Genomic DNA, 17,211 nt, shown 5'->3' with positions numbered 1-17,211 from the left:
GTTATATAAATCTCATATGATTAGTTAACGGAATTGTTGCGATGGAAATTAAACTTCACGCCAATGCGACCACCACGCCGCGCATCCGCCGCTATCTGCAACAGTCAGATAAAAGCGACAGAGAGCTTGCCGTTGAGCTGGGGATCTCGGTCACGACCGTCAGGCGCTGGCGCAACCGCGACCAGGTTTCGGATAACCACACCACGCCAAAAGTGATACACAAAGCGTTGAGACAGGAGCAGGTGGCGCTGGTGAATGCGCTGCGCGACATCTCAGGGGCGCCGTTAGATGAACTGCTGCAGATGGTTAACGACGTGCTGGGGATCCGCGTTTCAAGGGCAACGCTAAATCGCTATCTCAAACCGGCCTCCGCGAAGCTAAAAGGGGGGCCGTTGCAGGGAATAAAAGCGCTGAAGGCTGGCATGCGGCCGCATACGCTGATGCTCCATCATCTGCCTTTATCCCTGCACATGGACGATGGGGGCGAACAACACCTGCTCTGGGCGCGCGAACCGGTGAGCGGCTGGTGTTATGCCCGGCTCTATGCGGGACTGTCGCCTCAGTTGCTCAATACCTGGACGAGGGCGCTGCTTGATGACTGTCCTGCTGATATACAATCTATTGAGACTTTTGGTTTTGAGCTGACGGAGGCTGCAAAAGATGTGGCTGTAAAAACGCATCCCCAAAAACACAACGCGCTTCAGGTGGCGGTGCCATTAGGCGATGTTATTCCTCGCGTAAATGATGAACCGGCGGGAGAGGTGTTGATCGCCCTGTGCGAGTTTTATAACCGGGGCAAAACGCAGAAAAAGCTGGGAGAGAGTACGCCGCAGGCGTTTCTGGAAGCGCTGCGGCGTAAGGACTAGAGGATGTCGAGCACTTCTTCCGGCGGACGGCCAATGCGCGCCTTGCCGTTCGCCACCACAATCGGGCGCTCAATCAGCTTTGGATTGTCGACCATCGCCTGTACCAGTTCAGCCTCGGTGAGGCGGCTGTCATCCAGATTAAGCGATTTATACAGATCCTCTTTCTGACGCATCAGTTCGCGCGCGCTGCCCATCCCCAGCATGTGCAGCAGCTCGCGGATCGTCTGAGCGTCCGGCGGCGTCTCCAGATACAGCACCACTTCCGGGTCGATGCCGTTAGATTTCAGCAGGCTGAGGGTGTCGCGGCTCTTGGAGCAGCGAGGGTTATGGTAAATTTGTACCGCGTCTGTCATGACTTCTCCTTTATTACATCTTCTCGTACGGCTTAAAGCGTTGTTGCAGGCCGCGCAGCTGGTCGATGCGCGCGTCGTAGCGGGCCTGCTGCAGGCTGCCGAGCTTCACCTGCGAGCTGGCGCTGCTGAGCAGGGAAATAGCCTGATCGAGACGGCCCGCCAGCGCCAGCCCTTCAGCACGCGCCGCCAGTTCCTGATCGCGGTTACCCAGTTGCCCCTGCGCCTGAGCGAGCAGCTCCCAGCCGTTCTGGTCGTCTTTATTGTTAAACGTGTAGCGGTTCAGAATGGTCACGGCCTGCGCAGGCTGACCGTCCTGCAAATAAGCGTTCGCCAGGTTAAGCTGCAGCACCGGGTTGGTCCGTATGTCTTTCGCCCCTTTCAGGCGGTTAATCGCATCAGTGGCTTTCTTCTGCCCCAGATCGATATCCGTCGAGAGATCGAGATACCACGGATTGTTCGGGTCGGCTGCCAGCAGCGGCTGCAGCGCTTTACGCGCCTCGTCGTATTTACTGGCTTCCATCGCCTGTAGCGCCTGACCATACTGCGCGGCATTTTTTTCCCGCACGTTGCCTTTCGCCAGGGTATCCAGCAGATCGCTGGTGAGCTGGTTACGTCCGGAGTTGTACATGCCGAGCGTTCTTACTTTCGCCATGTAGAAGTCCTGCGAAGACTGCACGACCACCGGGCGCATCTGGTTGGCACGGTTGCGTGCATCCGAGAGACGGCTTTCCGGCAGCGGGTGGGTGAGCAAAATTTCCGGCGGACGGGAAGAATACCGTGCCTGGTCGAGCAGTTTTTCCAGGAAGCTCGGCATGGCCTGCGGGTCAAAGCCGGAGCGCTGTAAAACCTGAATGCCGATGCGGTCAGCTTCCTGCTCGTTTTGCTGGGTGAAGCTGATCATCCCCTGACGCGTTCCCGCAAGCGTACCGGTCAGGGCCGCCATCCCGGCCTGCGGGCTGGCCATCGCCAGCAGAATAGAGCCCAGTGCGCCCACCCAGGTGAGCGGGGCGTTACGCTTCTGGTCTTCCATTGCACGCGCGAGGTGGCGCTGGGTAACGTGCGAAATTTCGTGCGCCATTACCGAAGCCAGCTGGCTTTCGTTGTCTGAGTAACGGAATAACGCCGAATGCAGCACCACGTTTCCGCCGAAGAAGGCGAAGGCGTTGATTTCGTCGTTATTAATCAAATAGAAGTGGAAGGGCGTTTTTACCGAATCGGCGTGCGCCACCAGGCGCATCCCCAGCCCGTTAATGTACTGCACCAGCAAAGGGTCGTTGATCAGCGGGGCGCTGCCGCGCAGCTGGCGCACATAGTAATCACCCATCTGCATCTCTTGCCCGATAGAGAGCGTGCTTCCTGCCGTGGTGCCCATGTCCGGCAATGAATCGGACGAGTCAGCGAAAGCGGGCAACACCTGACCGACCGTCACTGCGGCAATCAGTGTTGCAACCAGTGTTTTTCTCAACTGCCTGAACATAACCACTGTCCTGTATGTTGGAGGTGCTAATTTGACCGATGAACCGGCATATCGTTCATCTCTGCTGCCCTGCGAGTGTAGCCGTGTTACCGCATGAAGAAAATCCCATTCATCAGGCTTTTGCGGATTGTGACAGGGATACAAAAAGCGAAAGTCTTTTTTGTGACAGTTAGATACAATTCACCGTCTCACTCCCGCCATTCGATTCAGGGAAGGGTTGTATGCTCGAAATGTTAATGCAGTGGTATCGGCGTCGGTTCAGTGACCCGGAAGCCATTGCTTTGCTGGTTATTCTGGTTGCCGGGTTCGGTATTCTGTTCTTCTTCAGCGGCCTGCTCGCCCCTCTGCTGGTGGCGATTGTGCTCGCGTACCTGCTGGAGTGGCCAACGGCGCGCCTGGAACATATCGGCTGTTCGCGCCGCTGGGCGACCAGCATCGTGCTGGTGCTGTTTGTCGGCATTCTGCTGCTGATGGCATTTGTGGTGATGCCGGTTGCCTGGCAGCAGGGGATCTACCTGATCCGCGATATGCCCGGGATGTTGAACAAGCTGTCTGATTTCGCCGCCACGCTGCCGCGTCGTTACCCCGCGCTGATGGATGCGGGGATCATAGATGCGATGGCCGAAAACATGCGCGCCCGCATCATGACGATGGGCGATTCGGTGGTGAAATACTCTCTGGCCTCGCTGGTGGGTCTGCTGACGCTGGCCGTCTATCTTGTGCTCGTGCCGCTAATGGTGTTCTTCCTGGTCAAGGACAAAGAGCAGATGCTGAACGCGGTACGCCGCGTGCTGCCGCGCAATCGCGGGCTGGCCGGGCAGGTCTGGCAGGAGATGAACCAGCAGATCACCAACTACATTCGCGGCAAGGTGCTGGAGATGATCGTGGTGGGCGTGGCGACCTGGATTGGCTTCCTGATCTTCGGCCTGAACTACTCGCTGTTGCTGGCGGTGCTTGTCGGATTTTCGGTTCTGATCCCGTATATCGGCGCGTTTGTGGTGACCATTCCGGTGGTGGGCGTTGCGCTGTTCCAGTTTGGGCTGGGTACCGAGTTCTGGAGCTGCTTTGCGGTATACCTGATTATTCAGGGGTTGGACGGTAACCTGCTGGTGCCGGTGTTGTTCTCCGAGGCCGTGAATCTACATCCGCTGGTGATTATCCTGTCGGTGGTGATTTTCGGCGGGCTGTGGGGATTCTGGGGCGTGTTCTTTGCCATTCCGCTGGCGACGCTGATTAAAGCGGTGGTGCACGCGTGGCCGGATGTGCCTGCGGTGGAAGAGAAGTAGTTTTTGTGCGGCCTGATGCCCTCACCCGGACCGTACACCCACAGACACTAAAAACGGCAACCTGGGTTGCCGTTTTGCTGTTTATCAGGCGCTTTGTTTCAGCCAGTTCAACACCACGTCGTGGTGGTTGCTGGTTTTGAAGTCGTCAAACACATGTTCAACTTTACCGTCAGCGTCAATCAGGAAGCTGATGCGGTGAATGCCGTCGTAGGTTTTACCCATAAAGGTCTTTTCACCCCAGACGCCGAACTGCTCGCAGACCTGGTGGTCTTCGTCGGAAAGCAGCGTGAAGTTCAGCAGCTCTTTTTCCGCAAATCGTGACAGCTTTTCTGGTTTATCCGTGCTGATTCCCAGCACTTCCACGCCGACTTTCTTCAACTCGTCCATGTTGTCGCGTAAGCCGCAGGCCTGTACGGTGCAGCCGGGGGTCATGGCTTTCGGGTAGAAATAGACCAGAACACGCTGTCCCTGGAAGTCGGTCAAATTTACTTGCTCACCGTCTTGATCCGGTAAGCTAAATTTCGGTGCGATGTCACCGGCTTTCAGTGGATTCATTACTCAACTCCATCCTGTTCGTGCTGCGAATAATTGACGACGCTTATACTGCCCTGCGCGTTTAATTCTGTACAGAGGGCTTTGAACGCTTGCTCGATATTTGACGCATCCTGCGAGGCAGGGCTGTGTGCGGTAATTTGAATAAAGAGCGTGGGAACGGTGCTTTCGTCGCCCGGCTGCGTGCGGGAGACGAGTTCGGCAATGTTCATCTGATGACTGTCGAACAGCGCGGTAAAGCGCTCAATCAGATGCGGAGAATCAGGGACTTCAACCTGCACCCAGACGGTCGCGGGCATGGCCGGACGCGGGCGCGCGGTGGTGCGCTTCATGACGATCAGCAAATCCAGCTCCGCGCCTTTCAGCGGCAGGGTGGATTCAATAAGGGTAATGGCATTCCATGTTCCGGACAGCAGCATGATAAACGTGAACTCTTCGCCGAGCATCGCCAGGCGGCTGTCTTCGATGTTACAGCCGCAGCTGCTCACGTGACGGGTGATGGTGTTCACGATACCCGGCCTGTCGGCACCCAGCGCGGTGATAACCAGGTAATGTTGTGATGAGGTTGTCAAACCTGTTCTTCCTTTGCATGGTTAAGTCTTCCTAAGGAAAGCATAAAAAAAACGTGCATACAACCGCCAGAGGGCCTCAGGTCGCTTGCTTTTATTACAGTTCCAAACGTACCATTGAGGCTCTTGTTCGCACAGAGGATGGCTCATGTTCACGGGAAGTATTGTCGCGCTTGTTACACCGATGGATGAAAAAGGTAATGTCTGCCGGTCCAGCATGAAAAAGCTGATTGATTACCATGTCGCCAATGGAACCTCGGCGATCGTTTCGGTAGGGACTACCGGTGAATCTGCAACGCTGAGCCACGAAGAGCACGGCGATGTGGTTATGCTGACCCTGGAACTGGCTGACGGACGTATTCCGGTCATTGCGGGGACAGGTGCTAATGCGACCGCAGAAGCGATCAGCCTGACCAAACGTTTTAACGACAGCGGCATCGTGGGCTGTCTGACGGTCACCCCTTACTACAACCGTCCTACTCAGGAAGGTTTGTTCCAGCACTTCAAAGCCATCGCTGAACATACTGACTTGCCACAAATTCTGTATAATGTGCCGTCCCGTACCGGCTGCGATATGCTGCCGGAAACCGTTGGTCGTCTCTCGGAAGTAAAAAATATTATCGGTATTAAAGAGGCGACAGGGAACTTAAGCCGCGTTCATCAGATCAAAGAGCTGGTTTCAGACGACTTTATCCTGTTGAGTGGTGATGATGCGACCTCGCTGGACTTTATGCAGCTTGGTGGTCATGGCGTGATCTCCGTAACGGCGAACGTTGCGGCGCGCGATATGGCTGAAATGTGCAAACTGGCCGCAGCCGGTCACTATAATGAAGCGCGTGTCATTAATCAGCGTCTGATGCCGTTGCACAATAAATTATTTGTCGAACCCAATCCGATCCCAGTGAAATGGGCGTGTAAGGAGTTGGGGCTTGTAGCATCCGATACGCTGCGTTTGCCAATGACACCGATTACCGACCACGGTCGCGACATCGTCAGGGCTGCGCTGAAGCATGCCGGTTTGCTGTAAAGTTTAGGGAGATTTGATGGCTTATTCAGTACAGAAGTCGCGCCTGGCGAAGGTTGCGAGTGTTTCGCTTGTTATGCTGCTCGCTGCCTGTAGTTCAGACTCGCGCTACAAGCGCCAGGTGAGCGGTGATGAATCCTATCTGGATGCGACCCCGCTTGCTGAACTTCATGCACCGGCTGGTATGATCCTGCCGATTCAAAACGGCGATTATAATATTCCCGTGACCAACGGCAGCGGCCTGGTTGGTAAAGCGCTTGATATTCGTCCGCCAGCACAGCCTCTGGCGCTGGTAAGCGGGGCGCGTACCCAGTTCACCGGTGATACGGCGTCTCTGCTGGTTGAAAGCGCGCGTGGAAGCAATCTGTGGCCACAGGTCGTCAGCGTTATTCAGGCGAAGAATTACACCATTGATAAGCGCGATGACGCCAGCCAGACGTTAACCACCGACTGGATCGAGTGGAACCGTCTTGATGAAGATCAGCAGTACCGTGGACGCTATCAGGTCTCCGTGAAACCACAGGGTTACCAGCAGGCGGTTAACGTTAAGTTGTTGAACCTGGAGCAGGCGGGTAAACCGGTTGCGGATGCCGCCTCTATGCAGCGTTACAGCACTGAAATGCTGAACGTGATCGCCGCAGGTCTGGATAAGACCGCTACCGATGCCGCGAACGCCGCGCAGAACCGTAACGGCGTCACTTACGACGTTCAGAGCGGCGCGGATGACACCGGTCTGCCAATGCTGGTGGTGCGTGCACCGTTTAACCAGACCTGGCAGCGCCTGCCAGCGACGCTGGAAAAAGTGGGCATGAAAGTGACCGACAGCACCCGTTCAACCGGCAGCATGACGGCGACCTATAAGCCGCTGTCCGACAGCGCGTGGCAGGAACTGGGCGCCAAAGATCCTCAGCTTGCCTCCGGTGATTACAAGATTCAGGTAGGTGACCTCGATAACCGCAGCAGCCTGCAGTTTATCGATCCAAAAGGTCACACGCTGACCCAGGCGCAGAACGATGCGCTGGTCGCTGTCTTCCAGGCAGCATTCAGCAAATAAATACGAGGGCGGGTTAATCCCGCCCTTTTTATTTTCGTGCCACGCAAACGTGTGCGTGGCATAATATACCCCGTTTTGAACGCAAATTATCACACCAGGAGTAATGAAGATGCAGAAGCAAGCTGAGTTGTATCGTGGCAAAGCGAAGACCGTATACAGCACGGAGAACCCGGATCTGTTGGTGCTCGAGTTCCGCAATGATACGTCAGCAGGGGATGGCGCACGCATTGAGCAGTTCGATCGTAAAGGCATGGTGAACAACAAGTTCAACCACTTCATTATGACCAAACTGGCCGAAGCGGGTATCCCGACCCAGATGGAAGCGTTGCTGTCCGATACGGAATGTCTGGTGAAAAAACTGGATATGGTTCCGGTTGAGTGCGTGATTCGTAACCGTGCGGCAGGCTCCCTGGTGAAGCGTCTGGGCATTGAAGAAGGTATCGAGCTGAATCCACCGCTGTTCGACCTGTTCCTGAAAAACGATGCCATGCATGACCCAATGGTCAACGAATCCTACTGCGAAACCTTCGGCTGGGTGAGCAAAGAGAACCTGGCGCGCATGCAGGAACTGACCTACAAAGCCAACGACGTGCTGAAAAAGCTGTTTGATGACGCGGGCCTGATCCTCGTCGACTTCAAGCTGGAGTTTGGTCTGTTCAAAGGTGAAGTAGTGCTGGGCGACGAGTTCTCCCCGGACGGCAGCCGCCTGTGGGATAAAGAAACCCTGGATAAAATGGACAAAGACCGTTTCCGTCAGAGCCTGGGTGGCCTGATTGAAGCCTACGAGGCGGTAGCTCACCGTTTAGGCGTTAAGCTCGACTAAGTTCCTCAGTTGCCAAAGGATGTTCGCATCCTTTGGCGTCTTACCTTTGTTTCCTATGGTAATCTTGCCGTTAACCGCCTACGATCATAGCTATTATTAATGGAATAGTTCGAGGTGGTTATGCGCTGGCAAGGGCGTCGTGAAAGTGACAATGTAGAAGACAGACGCAGTGATGGTGGCGGCGGTCCTTCAATGGGCGGGCCCGGCTTCCGCTTACCCAGCGGCAAGGGCGGTATCATCCTGCTGATTGTGGTGCTGGTCGCAGGTTACTACGGGGTCGATCTCACCGGTCTGATGACCGGTCAACCGCTGCAGCAGCAACAGTCTCAGCACTCCATCAGCCCGAATGAAGATGAAGCGGCCAAATTTACCTCCGTTATTCTCGCCACAACTGAAGACACCTGGAGTCAGCAGTTCGAGAAGATGGGGCGCACCTACCAGCAGCCGAAGCTGGTGATGTACCGGGGCGCAACCCGCACCGGATGCGGTACCGGGCAATCTGTGATGGGGCCGTTCTACTGCCCGGCAGACGGCACCGTCTATATCGATCTCTCTTTTTACGATGACATGAAACGCAAGCTTGGCGCTGACGGTGATTTTGCTCAGGGCTACGTTATCGCGCATGAAGTCGGCCATCACGTGCAAAAGCTGCTGGGGATTGAGCCCAAAGTGCGCCAGCTGCAGCAGAACGCGTCTCAGGCCGAAGTGAACCGCCTTTCCGTCAAAATGGAACTGCAGGCGGACTGCTTCGCGGGCGTCTGGGGCCATAGCATGCAGCAGCAGGGCGTGCTGGAATCCGGGGATCTTGAAGAGGCATTAAACGCGGCTGAGGCCATCGGCGACGACCGTTTGCAGCAGCAGAGCCAGGGTCATGTCGTGCCGGACAGCTTCACTCACGGTACGTCACAGCAGCGCTACAGCTGGTTCAAGCGCGGCTTTGACAGCGGCGATCCGGCCCAGTGTAATACCTTCGGCAAAGCCATGTGATGGTGTCGTTTGAACATCTGACGCGCGAGCTTGAGCGTACCGGGCACCGCCGTCTGGTGGTGCTCACTGGCGATGAACAATGGACGTTGAGCCAGGCGGCTGGCCTGCGTGATGCCTTGCCGGGAGACTGGCTGTGGCTGGAGGAGAATCCCTCAAAAGCCGTTAGCGGGGTGCTGGGACGCGAATATCTGCACGCCGTTTTTGACGCGCGTGCCGGGTTTGATGTTTCAGCCTTTGCCGCACTCAGCGGGACTCTGCGCGCCGGAAGCCTGCTGGTGCTGCTGGTGCCGCCTCTCGCTGACTGGGCCGACAGGCCCGACGGCGATTCCGTGCGCTGGAGCGACAGCGCGGAACCCATCGCCACCCCGCGCTTCGTTCACCATTTTTGCCGGACCCTTGCCGCCGATGCGGATGCGATCGTCTGGCAACAGCATCGTCCTCTCTCTCTTCCCGCTGCGCCGGATTCGCCCGCCTGGCAGCCAGCCAGCGGCGAGCCGCAGCGCGAGCAGGCGGAGATCCTCGACGCGCTTCTGACCATGCCTGCGGGCGTCGCTGCCGTGACGGCACCGCGGGGGCGCGGAAAGTCAGCCCTCGCGGGGATGCTGCTCAACAGCATTCAGGGGAGTGCGGTGGTCACTGCACCGGCCAAAGGGGCAACGGATGTCATTGCGCGCTTCGCTGGCGGGCGTTTTCACTTTATGGCCCCGGATGCGCTGCTGGCCTCCACGACAGAAGCCGACTGGCTGATTGTTGATGAAGCCGCAGCCATCCCCGGCCCGCTGCTGGACAAGCTGGTGTCGCGCTTTCCTCGCGTGTTGCTGACCACCACGGTCCAGGGTTATGAAGGCACGGGCAGGGGGTTTCTGCTCAAGTTCTGCGCCCGGTTCAGCGGGCTGCGGCGCTATACCTTATCCACCCCCATTCGCTGGGCGGCCGGGTGTCCGCTTGAGCGGATAGTGGCGAATACGCTGCTCTTTGACGACGCGCTTATTGACCGCAAACCGGAAGGTGACGTGCGTTTACGGTCGCTGGAGCCGCAGATGTGGGAGAGCGACCCGGCGCGCGTGGCAAGCGTGTATGAACTGCTGTGTGCCGCGCACTACCGGACGTCCCCGCTCGATTTACGCCGGATGATGGACGCCCCCGGCCAGCACTTTGCGGTTGCACACGCGGGGGCGGATATGGCGGGCGCGCTCTGGCTGGTGGAAGAGGGGGGATTGCCCCCCGATCTGAGCCGCGCGGTGTGGGCGGGCTTTCGTCGTCCTCGCGGGAACCTTGTGGCGCAGTCACTGGCGGCGCACGGCGGGTCGCCTCTCGCGGCGACGCTGAAGGGGCGGCGGATTAGCCGCATTGCGGTGCATCCCCACCGTCAACGGGAAGGCATCGGCCAGCGGCTTATTCGCAGCGCCAGCGGTGAAGATTATCTCTCGGTAAGCTTTGGCTATACCGACGAGCTGTGGCGTTTCTGGCGGCAGTGCGGCTTTGTGCTGGTGCGAATGGGCAGCCATCGGGAAGCCAGCAGCGGGTGCTACACGGCGATGGCCTTACTGCCGCATAGCGAGGCCGGGCACCGCCTGTGCGCGCAGGAGCACCAGCGCCTGTGTCGCGATATGCGCGTTCTTTCGGCCTGGAACGGCGAAAAGATCCCGGTGACCGATGCCTGGGAAGCTACCCTTAATAGTGACGACTGGCTGGAGCTGGCGGGGTTTGCCTTTGCGCACCGGGCGTTTTCAACCTCGGTTGCTGCCCTGACGCGGCTGGTGTTAGCTACAGACATGCCGCTTCCGGCGCTGCGCGGGAAAATAGAGGGTAAGACGGAGGAGAAAGGGCGAAAAGCGCTACTGGCTAAACTGCGGAGTGAAACCGCGCAAGCGCTTGAGAACCTTGATTATTCCCGCTGCCAGCAGCTGAAAGCCGACATTTTGCAATGGCAATTTTTTCAATGACTTCTTCAGTAAAGTGGCATGGTCATTACCCCGCAGAGGCGTAAAATCCTGCTCATCAATTAAGGAGACCGCCATGAAACACGACCATTTTGTTGTTCAAAGCCCTGACAAACCGGCTAAACAGTTACTGCTCCTGTTTCATGGCGTGGGCGATAATGCCGTCAATATGGGACAGATTGGCCGCTGGTTTGCGCCCGTTTTTCCGGAAGCATTGATCGTCAGCATCGGCGGCGTGGAGCCGTGCGGTCCAGACGGACGGCAGTGGTTCCCGGTTCAGGGCGTGACGGAGGAGAACCGTCAGGCGCGCATTGATGCGATCATGCCCACGTTTATCGACATCGTGCGCTACTGGCAGCAGCAGAGCGGCGTAGGCGCTGACGCAACGGCGCTGATTGGCTTCTCGCAGGGGTCAATCATGTCGCTGGAAAGCGTAAAAGCGCAGCCCGGTCTGGCTTCACGCGTCATCGCTTTTAACGGGCGTTATGCAACGCTACCGACAAGCGCGACCACGCAGACCACCATCCATCTCATTCACGGTGGTGAAGATCGGGTGATTGAGCTTTCGCATGCGGTAGCTGCCCAGGAAGCGCTGGTGCGTGAGGGCGGGGATGTGACGCTGGATATTGTTGACGATCTGGGCCACGCGATCGACGACCGCAGCATGCAGTTTGCGCTCGACCATCTGCGCTATACCGTGCCGAAGCACTACTTTGATGAAGCGCTCAGCGGCGGTAAGCCGAATGATGATGATATTGTTGAGTTTATGTGAGGTTATCCCCTCTCCACAGGAGAGGGGATACAGACCGATTACTTCTTCTGGTCCTTCTTCGGCCAGTCGTCGTCATCGTCCCACTTGTCGTTAAAATCACGGTGCGGCGGGAGATCCGGCTTATTCGCGAGAAACTTTTTGTGGTCAACGCGCTTAAGGTCTTTAATCACGTTCAGCAGTACGCCGACCAGAAACACCAGCACCAGAATCCACCAGTACTTTGCAAGCCAATCCATTCGCTATTCCTCTCTGAGCGCTCGTCAGGCGACGAGTTGCTCCATAATACGTTGATACATGCGGGCCAGTAGTTGTAAATCGGCTGCGTTCACACACTCGTTGATTTTGTGAATCGTCGCGTTAACCGGACCCAGTTCGACAACCTGTGCACCCATGCGGGCGATAAAGCGTCCGTCTGAGGTGCCGCCCGTCGTCAGCAGCTGCGGCTTAATTTCATTATAGTGCTCAATGGCGTTCACCACCGCATCCACCAGCTTGCCGCGCTGCGTCAGGAACGGCTGGCCGGAGAGCCACCAGTCAACGGTGTAGCGCAGGTTGTATTTTTCCAGCAGAGCGACAACGCGCGCTTTGATCGTCTCGTCGGTCAGTTCGGTACTGAAGCGAAAGTTGAACTGGACGAAGAAATCTCCCGGGATGACGTTGTTGCTGCCGGTTCCGGCCTTGACGTTGGCGATCTGCATGCTGGTCGGCGGGAAGAACTCGTTGCCTTTATCCCACTCGATGCCTACCAGTTCGTTCAGCATTGGCGCGGCGCGGTGGACCGGGTTATCGGCCAGATGCGGGTAGGCCACATGCCCCTGAACCCCATGTATGGTCAGGTTACAGGTCAGCGAGCCGCGGCGACCATTTTTGACGACATCACCCACCACTTCGGTACTGGACGGCTCGCCGACCAGACAGTAGTCAAGACGTTCATTGCGCGCCATCAGCGCCTCAACGACCTTCACGGTACCGTTATGGGCGCTGGCTTCTTCATCGGAGGTGATCAAGAACGCGAGACGGTTTTTGTGGTTCGGATGCTGAGCCACAAAGCGCTCTGCCGCCACAACCATCGCCGCCAGCGAGCCTTTCATGTCTGCCGCGCCGCGGCCGAAGAGCATGCCATCGCGGATGGTCGGCTCAAACGGCGGATTAATCCAGCGATCAGCGTCACCCGCGGGAACGACGTCAGTGTGCCCGGCAAAGGCCAGCGTTTCGCCCTGGCCGCGCCACGCCCAGAAGTTCTGGGTATCGCCAAAATCCATGCGCTCAACGGTAAAACCGATGGCGCGCAGGCGCTCAATCATTAATGCCTGACAACCTGCGTCGTCCGGGCTAAGGGAGGGACGGCGAATAAGCTGTTGAGTCAGCTCAATGACCGGGCATGACATACACTACACCTCTACGAAAAAGTCAGAATAAAGGGTTTCACTGAAACCCAGCAGCATAGGCTGACCTGGCTTGCAGAGCAATGGGCGTTTGATAATTGCCGGCATGTCGAGCATCAACTTTGCCGCGCTGTCGGCGTCTTTGATGCTGGCGCGCACGGATTCGTCCAGCTTACGCCAGGTGGTGCCGCGGGTGTTCAGCAGCGCTTCCCATCCCAGTTCGTTAATGGCGGTATGCAGAAATTCTGCATCAAGCCCGTCGGCACGATAATCGTGGAAGCGGTACTCGACGTTATTAGTTTCCAGCCAGCGGCGTGCTTTTTTGATGGTGTCGCAATTTTTAATGCCGTACATCACAACCATGTTGAATCCTTTTGCTCTTATGGCGATTAAACGTTCAGTAAATTCGAAGATATATCTTTAAGTGGAATATAACACACTCAGGAATGCTCTGGATTTACACTTCTTCTTAATTCAACTCACACTTGTACGCTGAATATACTTTCACCATTTAAGCATAGATGTCCACCGTGTTTAAATTCTGAATAAACTCAGCGCGTAAAATAAAACTCACCCGTTCGTAGGGTTATTTCAAAATATTGCTGGCCGTCACACAAAATTTAAACTCCTCCGTTCATATTTATCATAAATCCCCAACGGTGGCGGGGTACAATCACAGCGATTGGTTAAACAGTCTTCACAATGATGATACGTTTTCGTAGAATGCGCATAATAATAAGAGAGGTTGTTATGATTGAACGTGAACTGGGGAACTGGAAAGATTTTATCGAAGGCATGCTTCGTAAATGACATTCAGTAAGAATTGCAAGAGCACTAAAATAAGTAAAATAACCATAGTGTGAATTAATCACACAATAAAAAGGCGGCCGATTAAGCCGCCTTTTTTATGACTGCGGGTTATTCCTGTCGCTCCCGGAGCGGGAAGCGACGACGCACCAGCACAAAGAACAGCGGCACAAAATAAATCGCCAGGATGGTGGCCGAAATCATCCCACCCATGACGCCGGTACCCACCGCATGCTGGCTGCTTGAGCCTGCACCCGTGCTGGTTGCCATCGGCAGTACGCCAAAAATAAACGCCAGTGAGGTCATCAGGATCGGACGTAGGCGCTGGCGGCAGGCGTGCAGCGTGGCGGCCATCAGCTCGTGGCCTTTGGCATTCATCTCGTTGGCAAACTCAACGATCAGAATGGCGTTTTTCGCCGACAAGCCGATCACCGTAAGTAGCCCCACCTGGAAGTAAACGTCGTTCTCCAGGCCGCGCACCCAGGTCGCCAGCAGCGCACCGATAACCCCAAGCGGCACCACCAGCATGACCGAGAACGGAACCGACCAGCTCTCATACAGCGCGGCAAGGCAGAGGAAGACCACCAGCAAAGAAAGCGCATAGAGGGCAGGGGCCTGCGCCCCGGAGAGACGCTCCTGGTAAGACATGGCCGTCCATTCCAGACCAAAACCGGCGGGCAACTGCTGCACCAGTTTTTCCATGGTGTCCATGGCGGTACCGGTGCTGACGCCCGGCGCGGCTTCCCCGACGATTTCAACTGCCGAATAGCCGTTATAGCGCTCCAGGCGCGGCGAACCGCTCTCCCAGCGCGAGGTGGCAAAGGCGGAGAAGGGGACCATCCCGCCAGAATTATTGCGTACAAACCAGCGATTAATATCATCCGGCAACATGCGGAACGGCGCGGCTGCCTGGACATACACTTTTTTCACGCGGCCGCGATCCATAAAGTCATTTACGTAGCTTGAGCCCCATGCGGTTTGCAGGGTGTCGTTGATATCCTCGATCGACACGCCCAGCGCCTGAGCCTTACGCTGGTCGATATCCACCTGAAGCTGCGGGCTGTCGTCAAGACCGTTGTGACGAACGCGGGTCAGGCCGGGATCTTTCCCTGCTAGTTCTAGCAGCTTATCGCGCGCGGCCATCAGAGCCGAGTGGCCCGCGCCGGCGTGATCCTGTAGCTCCATATCAAACCCGGCGGAACTGCCCAGGCCGCTAATCGCGGGCGGGCTGCTGGCAAAGACGCGCGCCTCTTTAATGCGGGCAAACGCTTTGGTCGCGCGTTCGATGATGGCGAACGAGGTTCCCGTTCTGGCGTCGCGTTCGTCCCAGTCTTTCAGGCGGACAAACATGCGGGCGACGTTCTGCCCGTTCCCGCCCGGGCCGGAGCCGACGGTAGAGAAGACCGAAACAACGTTATTTTTCTCTTTGGTGAAGAAGTACTGCTCAACGTTCTGAACCACCTTCAGCGTCTGCTGCTGGGTGGATCCGCTCGGGAGTTGCACCGAGGTGATGAACATCCCCCGGTCTTCCTGCGGTAGGAACGAGGTGGGAAGATGCAGGAACAGCCACACCATGCCGCCCAGCAGCACAACGTAAATCATCATCCAGCGCAGGCTGCGGTGTAGCACTTTACCGACGGCAGATTCATACCGCTCGGCGTTGCGGTTGAACATGCGGTTAAACCATCCGAAGAACCCTTTCTGGCCGTGATGTTCCCCTTTGTGCAGCGGCTTAAGGAGGGTGGCGCAGAGCGCGGGGGTGAGGATCAGCGCCACCAGCACGGAGAGCACCATCGCCGAGACGATGGTGATTGAGAACTGACGGTAAATCGCCCCGGTTGTACCGCCAAAGAAGGCCATCGGGATAAAGACCGCCGACAGCACCATCGCGATACCGACCAACGCCCCCTGAATTTGTCCCATCGATTTACGCGTCGCCTGACGCGGGGAAAGCCCCTCTTCGCTCATGATGCGCTCGACGTTTTCGACCACCACGATGGCATCGTCCACCAGCAGACCAATCGCCAGCACCATGGCAAACATCGTCAGGGTGTTGATGCTGTAGCCGAACGCGTAAAGCACCGCAAAGGTGCCCAGCAGCACCACCGGGACGGCAATAGTGGGGATCAGCGTGGCGCGGAAGTTTTGCAGGAACAGGTACATGACCAAGAACACCAGGGCGATCGCTTCCAGCAGGGTTTTGACTACGTCCTCAATCGAGGCTTTAACGAAGGAGGTGGTTTCATAGGCGACCTTGTACTCCAGCCCGTGCGGGAAATACTGCGACAGCTCATCCAGACGGTCCAATACCAGCTTCGCCGTCGCCATTTCGTTTGCGCCGGAGGCCAGTTTAATTCCCAGTCCAGAGGCCGGGTTGCCGTTAAAGCGGCTCAGGTAATCGTATTTCTCCGCACCCATTTCCACCTTAGCAACGTCGCCCAGACGCACTTCTGAGCCATCCTGATTCACGCGCAGGGTGATGTTGCGGAACTGGTCCGGGGTCTGAAGCAGAGATTGCGAATTAATGGTGGCGTTCAGGGCCTGTTTATCGACGGAAGGCGTGCCTCCCAGTTGCCCCACGGCAATTTGGGCGTTCTGGGCTTTGATGGCGTCCGTCACGTCGGTCGCCGTCATCTGATAGCTGTTCAGCTTGTTGGGATCGAGCCAGATACGCATCGAGTACTGTGAGCCGTAGGCGTCGATATCCCCCACGCCGTTAATACGGCTGAGCGGGTCCTGAATATTACTGGCGACGTAGTCCGCAATGTCCTGTTTATCCATTGAGCCATCGGTGGAGACAAACGCGATGGTCAGAATGTTGGTATCACCGGTTTTACGCACGGTGACGCCCTGGTTCTGCACGGCCTGGGGCAATTTACGCATGGCCGACTGCAGCTGGTTTTGTACCTGCTGCACCGCTTCGTCCGGGTCGGTGCCCGCCTCAAAGCTCAGGGTGACAGTCGCCTGTCCCGTGGCGCTGCTTTGGGAGGACATGTACATCAGATTATCCAGACCCGTCATGTTCTGCTCGATAACCTGCGTCACGGTATTTTCCAGCGTTTGTGCGGACGCGCCGGGGTAGTTTGCTGTGACACGCACGTTAGGCGGTGCCAGATCGGGATATTGCTCAACGGGAAGAGAAGTAATCGCCAGGACACCTGTCAGACACAACAGGATGGCAAGCACCCAGGCAAAAATGGGGCGATCGATGAAAAAATTCGCCATGAAAGTGTGACCTCGTTTTGCTGCACGTCATTATTGTTTATTGCCCGCATCACTTTAGCGGTAAGGCCCAGGCCAAACGTGGAGAAAT

The 17,211-nt window shown here is 56.7% G+C and carries 17 protein-coding genes; 9 read left to right on the top strand and 8 right to left on the bottom strand.

Going from position 1 to position 17,211, the window contains the following annotated elements; translation table 11 throughout:
- The first annotated feature begins 41 nt into the window (after nt 1-41).
- Complete coding sequence (locus IM273_RS13550) at nt 42-866, top strand: homeodomain-like domain protein (RefSeq protein ID WP_041908768.1); 825 nt, start codon at nt 42-44, stop codon at nt 864-866.
- Here IM273_RS13550 and arsC read toward each other — a convergent pair.
- A complete protein-coding gene (gene arsC / locus IM273_RS13545; RefSeq protein ID WP_048999502.1) occupies nt 863-1,219 on the bottom strand; it encodes an arsenate reductase (glutaredoxin) in 357 nt (118 codons plus the stop codon). The genes IM273_RS13550 and arsC overlap by 4 nt on opposite strands.
- Before the next feature lie 13 nt (nt 1,220-1,232).
- Nucleotides 1,233-2,696, bottom strand: a complete 1,464-nt coding sequence (gene bepA / locus IM273_RS13540; protein WP_193051216.1) for a beta-barrel assembly-enhancing protease — start codon at nt 2,694-2,696, stop codon at nt 1,233-1,235.
- 221 nt (nt 2,697-2,917) lie between these two features.
- Between bepA and IM273_RS13535 the strand changes: the two genes are divergently transcribed.
- Nucleotides 2,918-3,982 (top strand): AI-2E family transporter, encoded by a 1,065-nt coding sequence (locus IM273_RS13535; RefSeq protein WP_028014023.1) that lies wholly within the window; start codon nt 2,918-2,920, stop codon nt 3,980-3,982.
- Nucleotides 3,983-4,066: 84 nt separating this feature from the next.
- On the opposite strand, the gene bcp is transcribed toward IM273_RS13535, so the two are convergent.
- Both bcp and IM273_RS13525 read right to left on the bottom strand, forming a co-directional pair.
- Complete coding sequence (bcp, locus tag IM273_RS13530) at nt 4,067-4,537, bottom strand: thioredoxin-dependent thiol peroxidase (RefSeq protein ID WP_014171119.1); 471 nt, start codon at nt 4,535-4,537, stop codon at nt 4,067-4,069.
- Nucleotides 4,537-5,106, bottom strand: coding sequence for a glycine cleavage system transcriptional repressor (locus IM273_RS13525; protein WP_028014022.1), 570 nt, complete (start codon nt 5,104-5,106; stop codon nt 4,537-4,539). Before IM273_RS13525 ends, bcp begins: the two co-directional genes overlap by 1 nt.
- A gap of 145 nt (nt 5,107-5,251) precedes the next feature.
- Here IM273_RS13525 and dapA point away from each other — a divergent pair, with 145 nt between their 5' ends.
- The 6 genes from dapA (at nt 5,252) to ypfH (ending at nt 11,706) form a co-directional block, all read left to right on the top strand.
- Complete coding sequence (gene dapA, locus IM273_RS13520; RefSeq protein ID WP_028014021.1) at nt 5,252-6,130, top strand: 4-hydroxy-tetrahydrodipicolinate synthase; 879 nt, start codon at nt 5,252-5,254, stop codon at nt 6,128-6,130.
- Between the two features lie 16 nt (nt 6,131-6,146).
- Entirely contained in the window at nt 6,147-7,181 is a 1,035-nt protein-coding gene (bamC, locus tag IM273_RS13515) for an outer membrane protein assembly factor BamC (protein ID WP_028014020.1), read from the top strand.
- 109 nt (nt 7,182-7,290) lie between these two features.
- Nucleotides 7,291-8,004, top strand: a complete 714-nt coding sequence (gene purC / locus IM273_RS13510) for a phosphoribosylaminoimidazolesuccinocarboxamide synthase (protein ID WP_023332985.1) — start codon at nt 7,291-7,293, stop codon at nt 8,002-8,004.
- 120 nt (nt 8,005-8,124) lie between these two features.
- Entirely contained in the window at nt 8,125-8,991 is an 867-nt protein-coding gene (locus IM273_RS13505; RefSeq protein ID WP_028014019.1) for a neutral zinc metallopeptidase, read from the top strand.
- Entirely contained in the window at nt 8,991-10,937 is a 1,947-nt protein-coding gene (locus IM273_RS13500) for a tRNA(Met) cytidine acetyltransferase TmcA (protein WP_193051231.1), read from the top strand. The genes IM273_RS13505 and IM273_RS13500 overlap by 1 nt, the downstream gene beginning before the upstream one ends.
- Before the next feature lie 73 nt (nt 10,938-11,010).
- Nucleotides 11,011-11,706 carry an esterase gene (ypfH, locus tag IM273_RS13495; RefSeq protein WP_028014017.1) on the top strand — a complete coding sequence of 232 codons (696 nt, stop codon included), beginning with the start codon at nt 11,011-11,013 and terminating at the stop codon, nt 11,704-11,706.
- Between the two features lie 38 nt (nt 11,707-11,744).
- On the opposite strand, the gene IM273_RS13490 is transcribed toward ypfH, so the two are convergent.
- Genes IM273_RS13490 through IM273_RS13480 form a run of 3 tightly spaced genes read right to left on the bottom strand, consistent with a single transcriptional unit; the run spans nt 11,745 to nt 13,454 of the window.
- The gene (locus IM273_RS13490; protein WP_013098222.1) at nt 11,745-11,942 is read right to left on the bottom strand and encodes a YpfN family protein; all 198 of its coding nucleotides are present in this window, start codon (nt 11,940-11,942) and stop codon (nt 11,745-11,747) included.
- 24 nt (nt 11,943-11,966) lie between these two features.
- Nucleotides 11,967-13,094: a succinyl-diaminopimelate desuccinylase gene (dapE, locus tag IM273_RS13485; protein WP_028014016.1), complete on the bottom strand. Its 1,128-nt coding sequence runs from the start codon at nt 13,092-13,094 to the stop codon at nt 11,967-11,969.
- 3 nt (nt 13,095-13,097) lie between these two features.
- Nucleotides 13,098-13,454: an ArsC family reductase gene (locus tag IM273_RS13480; protein ID WP_028014015.1), complete on the bottom strand. Its 357-nt coding sequence runs from the start codon at nt 13,452-13,454 to the stop codon at nt 13,098-13,100.
- 387 nt (nt 13,455-13,841) lie between these two features.
- Between IM273_RS13480 and ypfM the strand changes: the two genes are divergently transcribed.
- Nucleotides 13,842-13,901: a protein YpfM gene (gene ypfM, locus IM273_RS13475; RefSeq protein WP_015572204.1), complete on the top strand. Its 60-nt coding sequence runs from the start codon at nt 13,842-13,844 to the stop codon at nt 13,899-13,901.
- Between the two features lie 108 nt (nt 13,902-14,009).
- On the opposite strand, the gene acrD is transcribed toward ypfM, so the two are convergent.
- Entirely contained in the window at nt 14,010-17,123 is a 3,114-nt protein-coding gene (gene acrD, locus IM273_RS13470) for a multidrug efflux RND transporter permease AcrD (RefSeq protein ID WP_193051214.1), read from the bottom strand.
- Between the last annotated feature and the right edge of the window lie 88 nt (nt 17,124-17,211).

The sequence above is a fragment of the Enterobacter cloacae complex sp. P13B genome (assembly GCF_014895915.1).
Lineage (GTDB): Bacteria > Pseudomonadota > Gammaproteobacteria > Enterobacterales > Enterobacteriaceae > Enterobacter > Enterobacter bugandensis.
The sequence above is the reverse complement of the archived record's forward strand: the minus strand, read 5'-3'. Positions and strand labels throughout refer to the sequence as shown.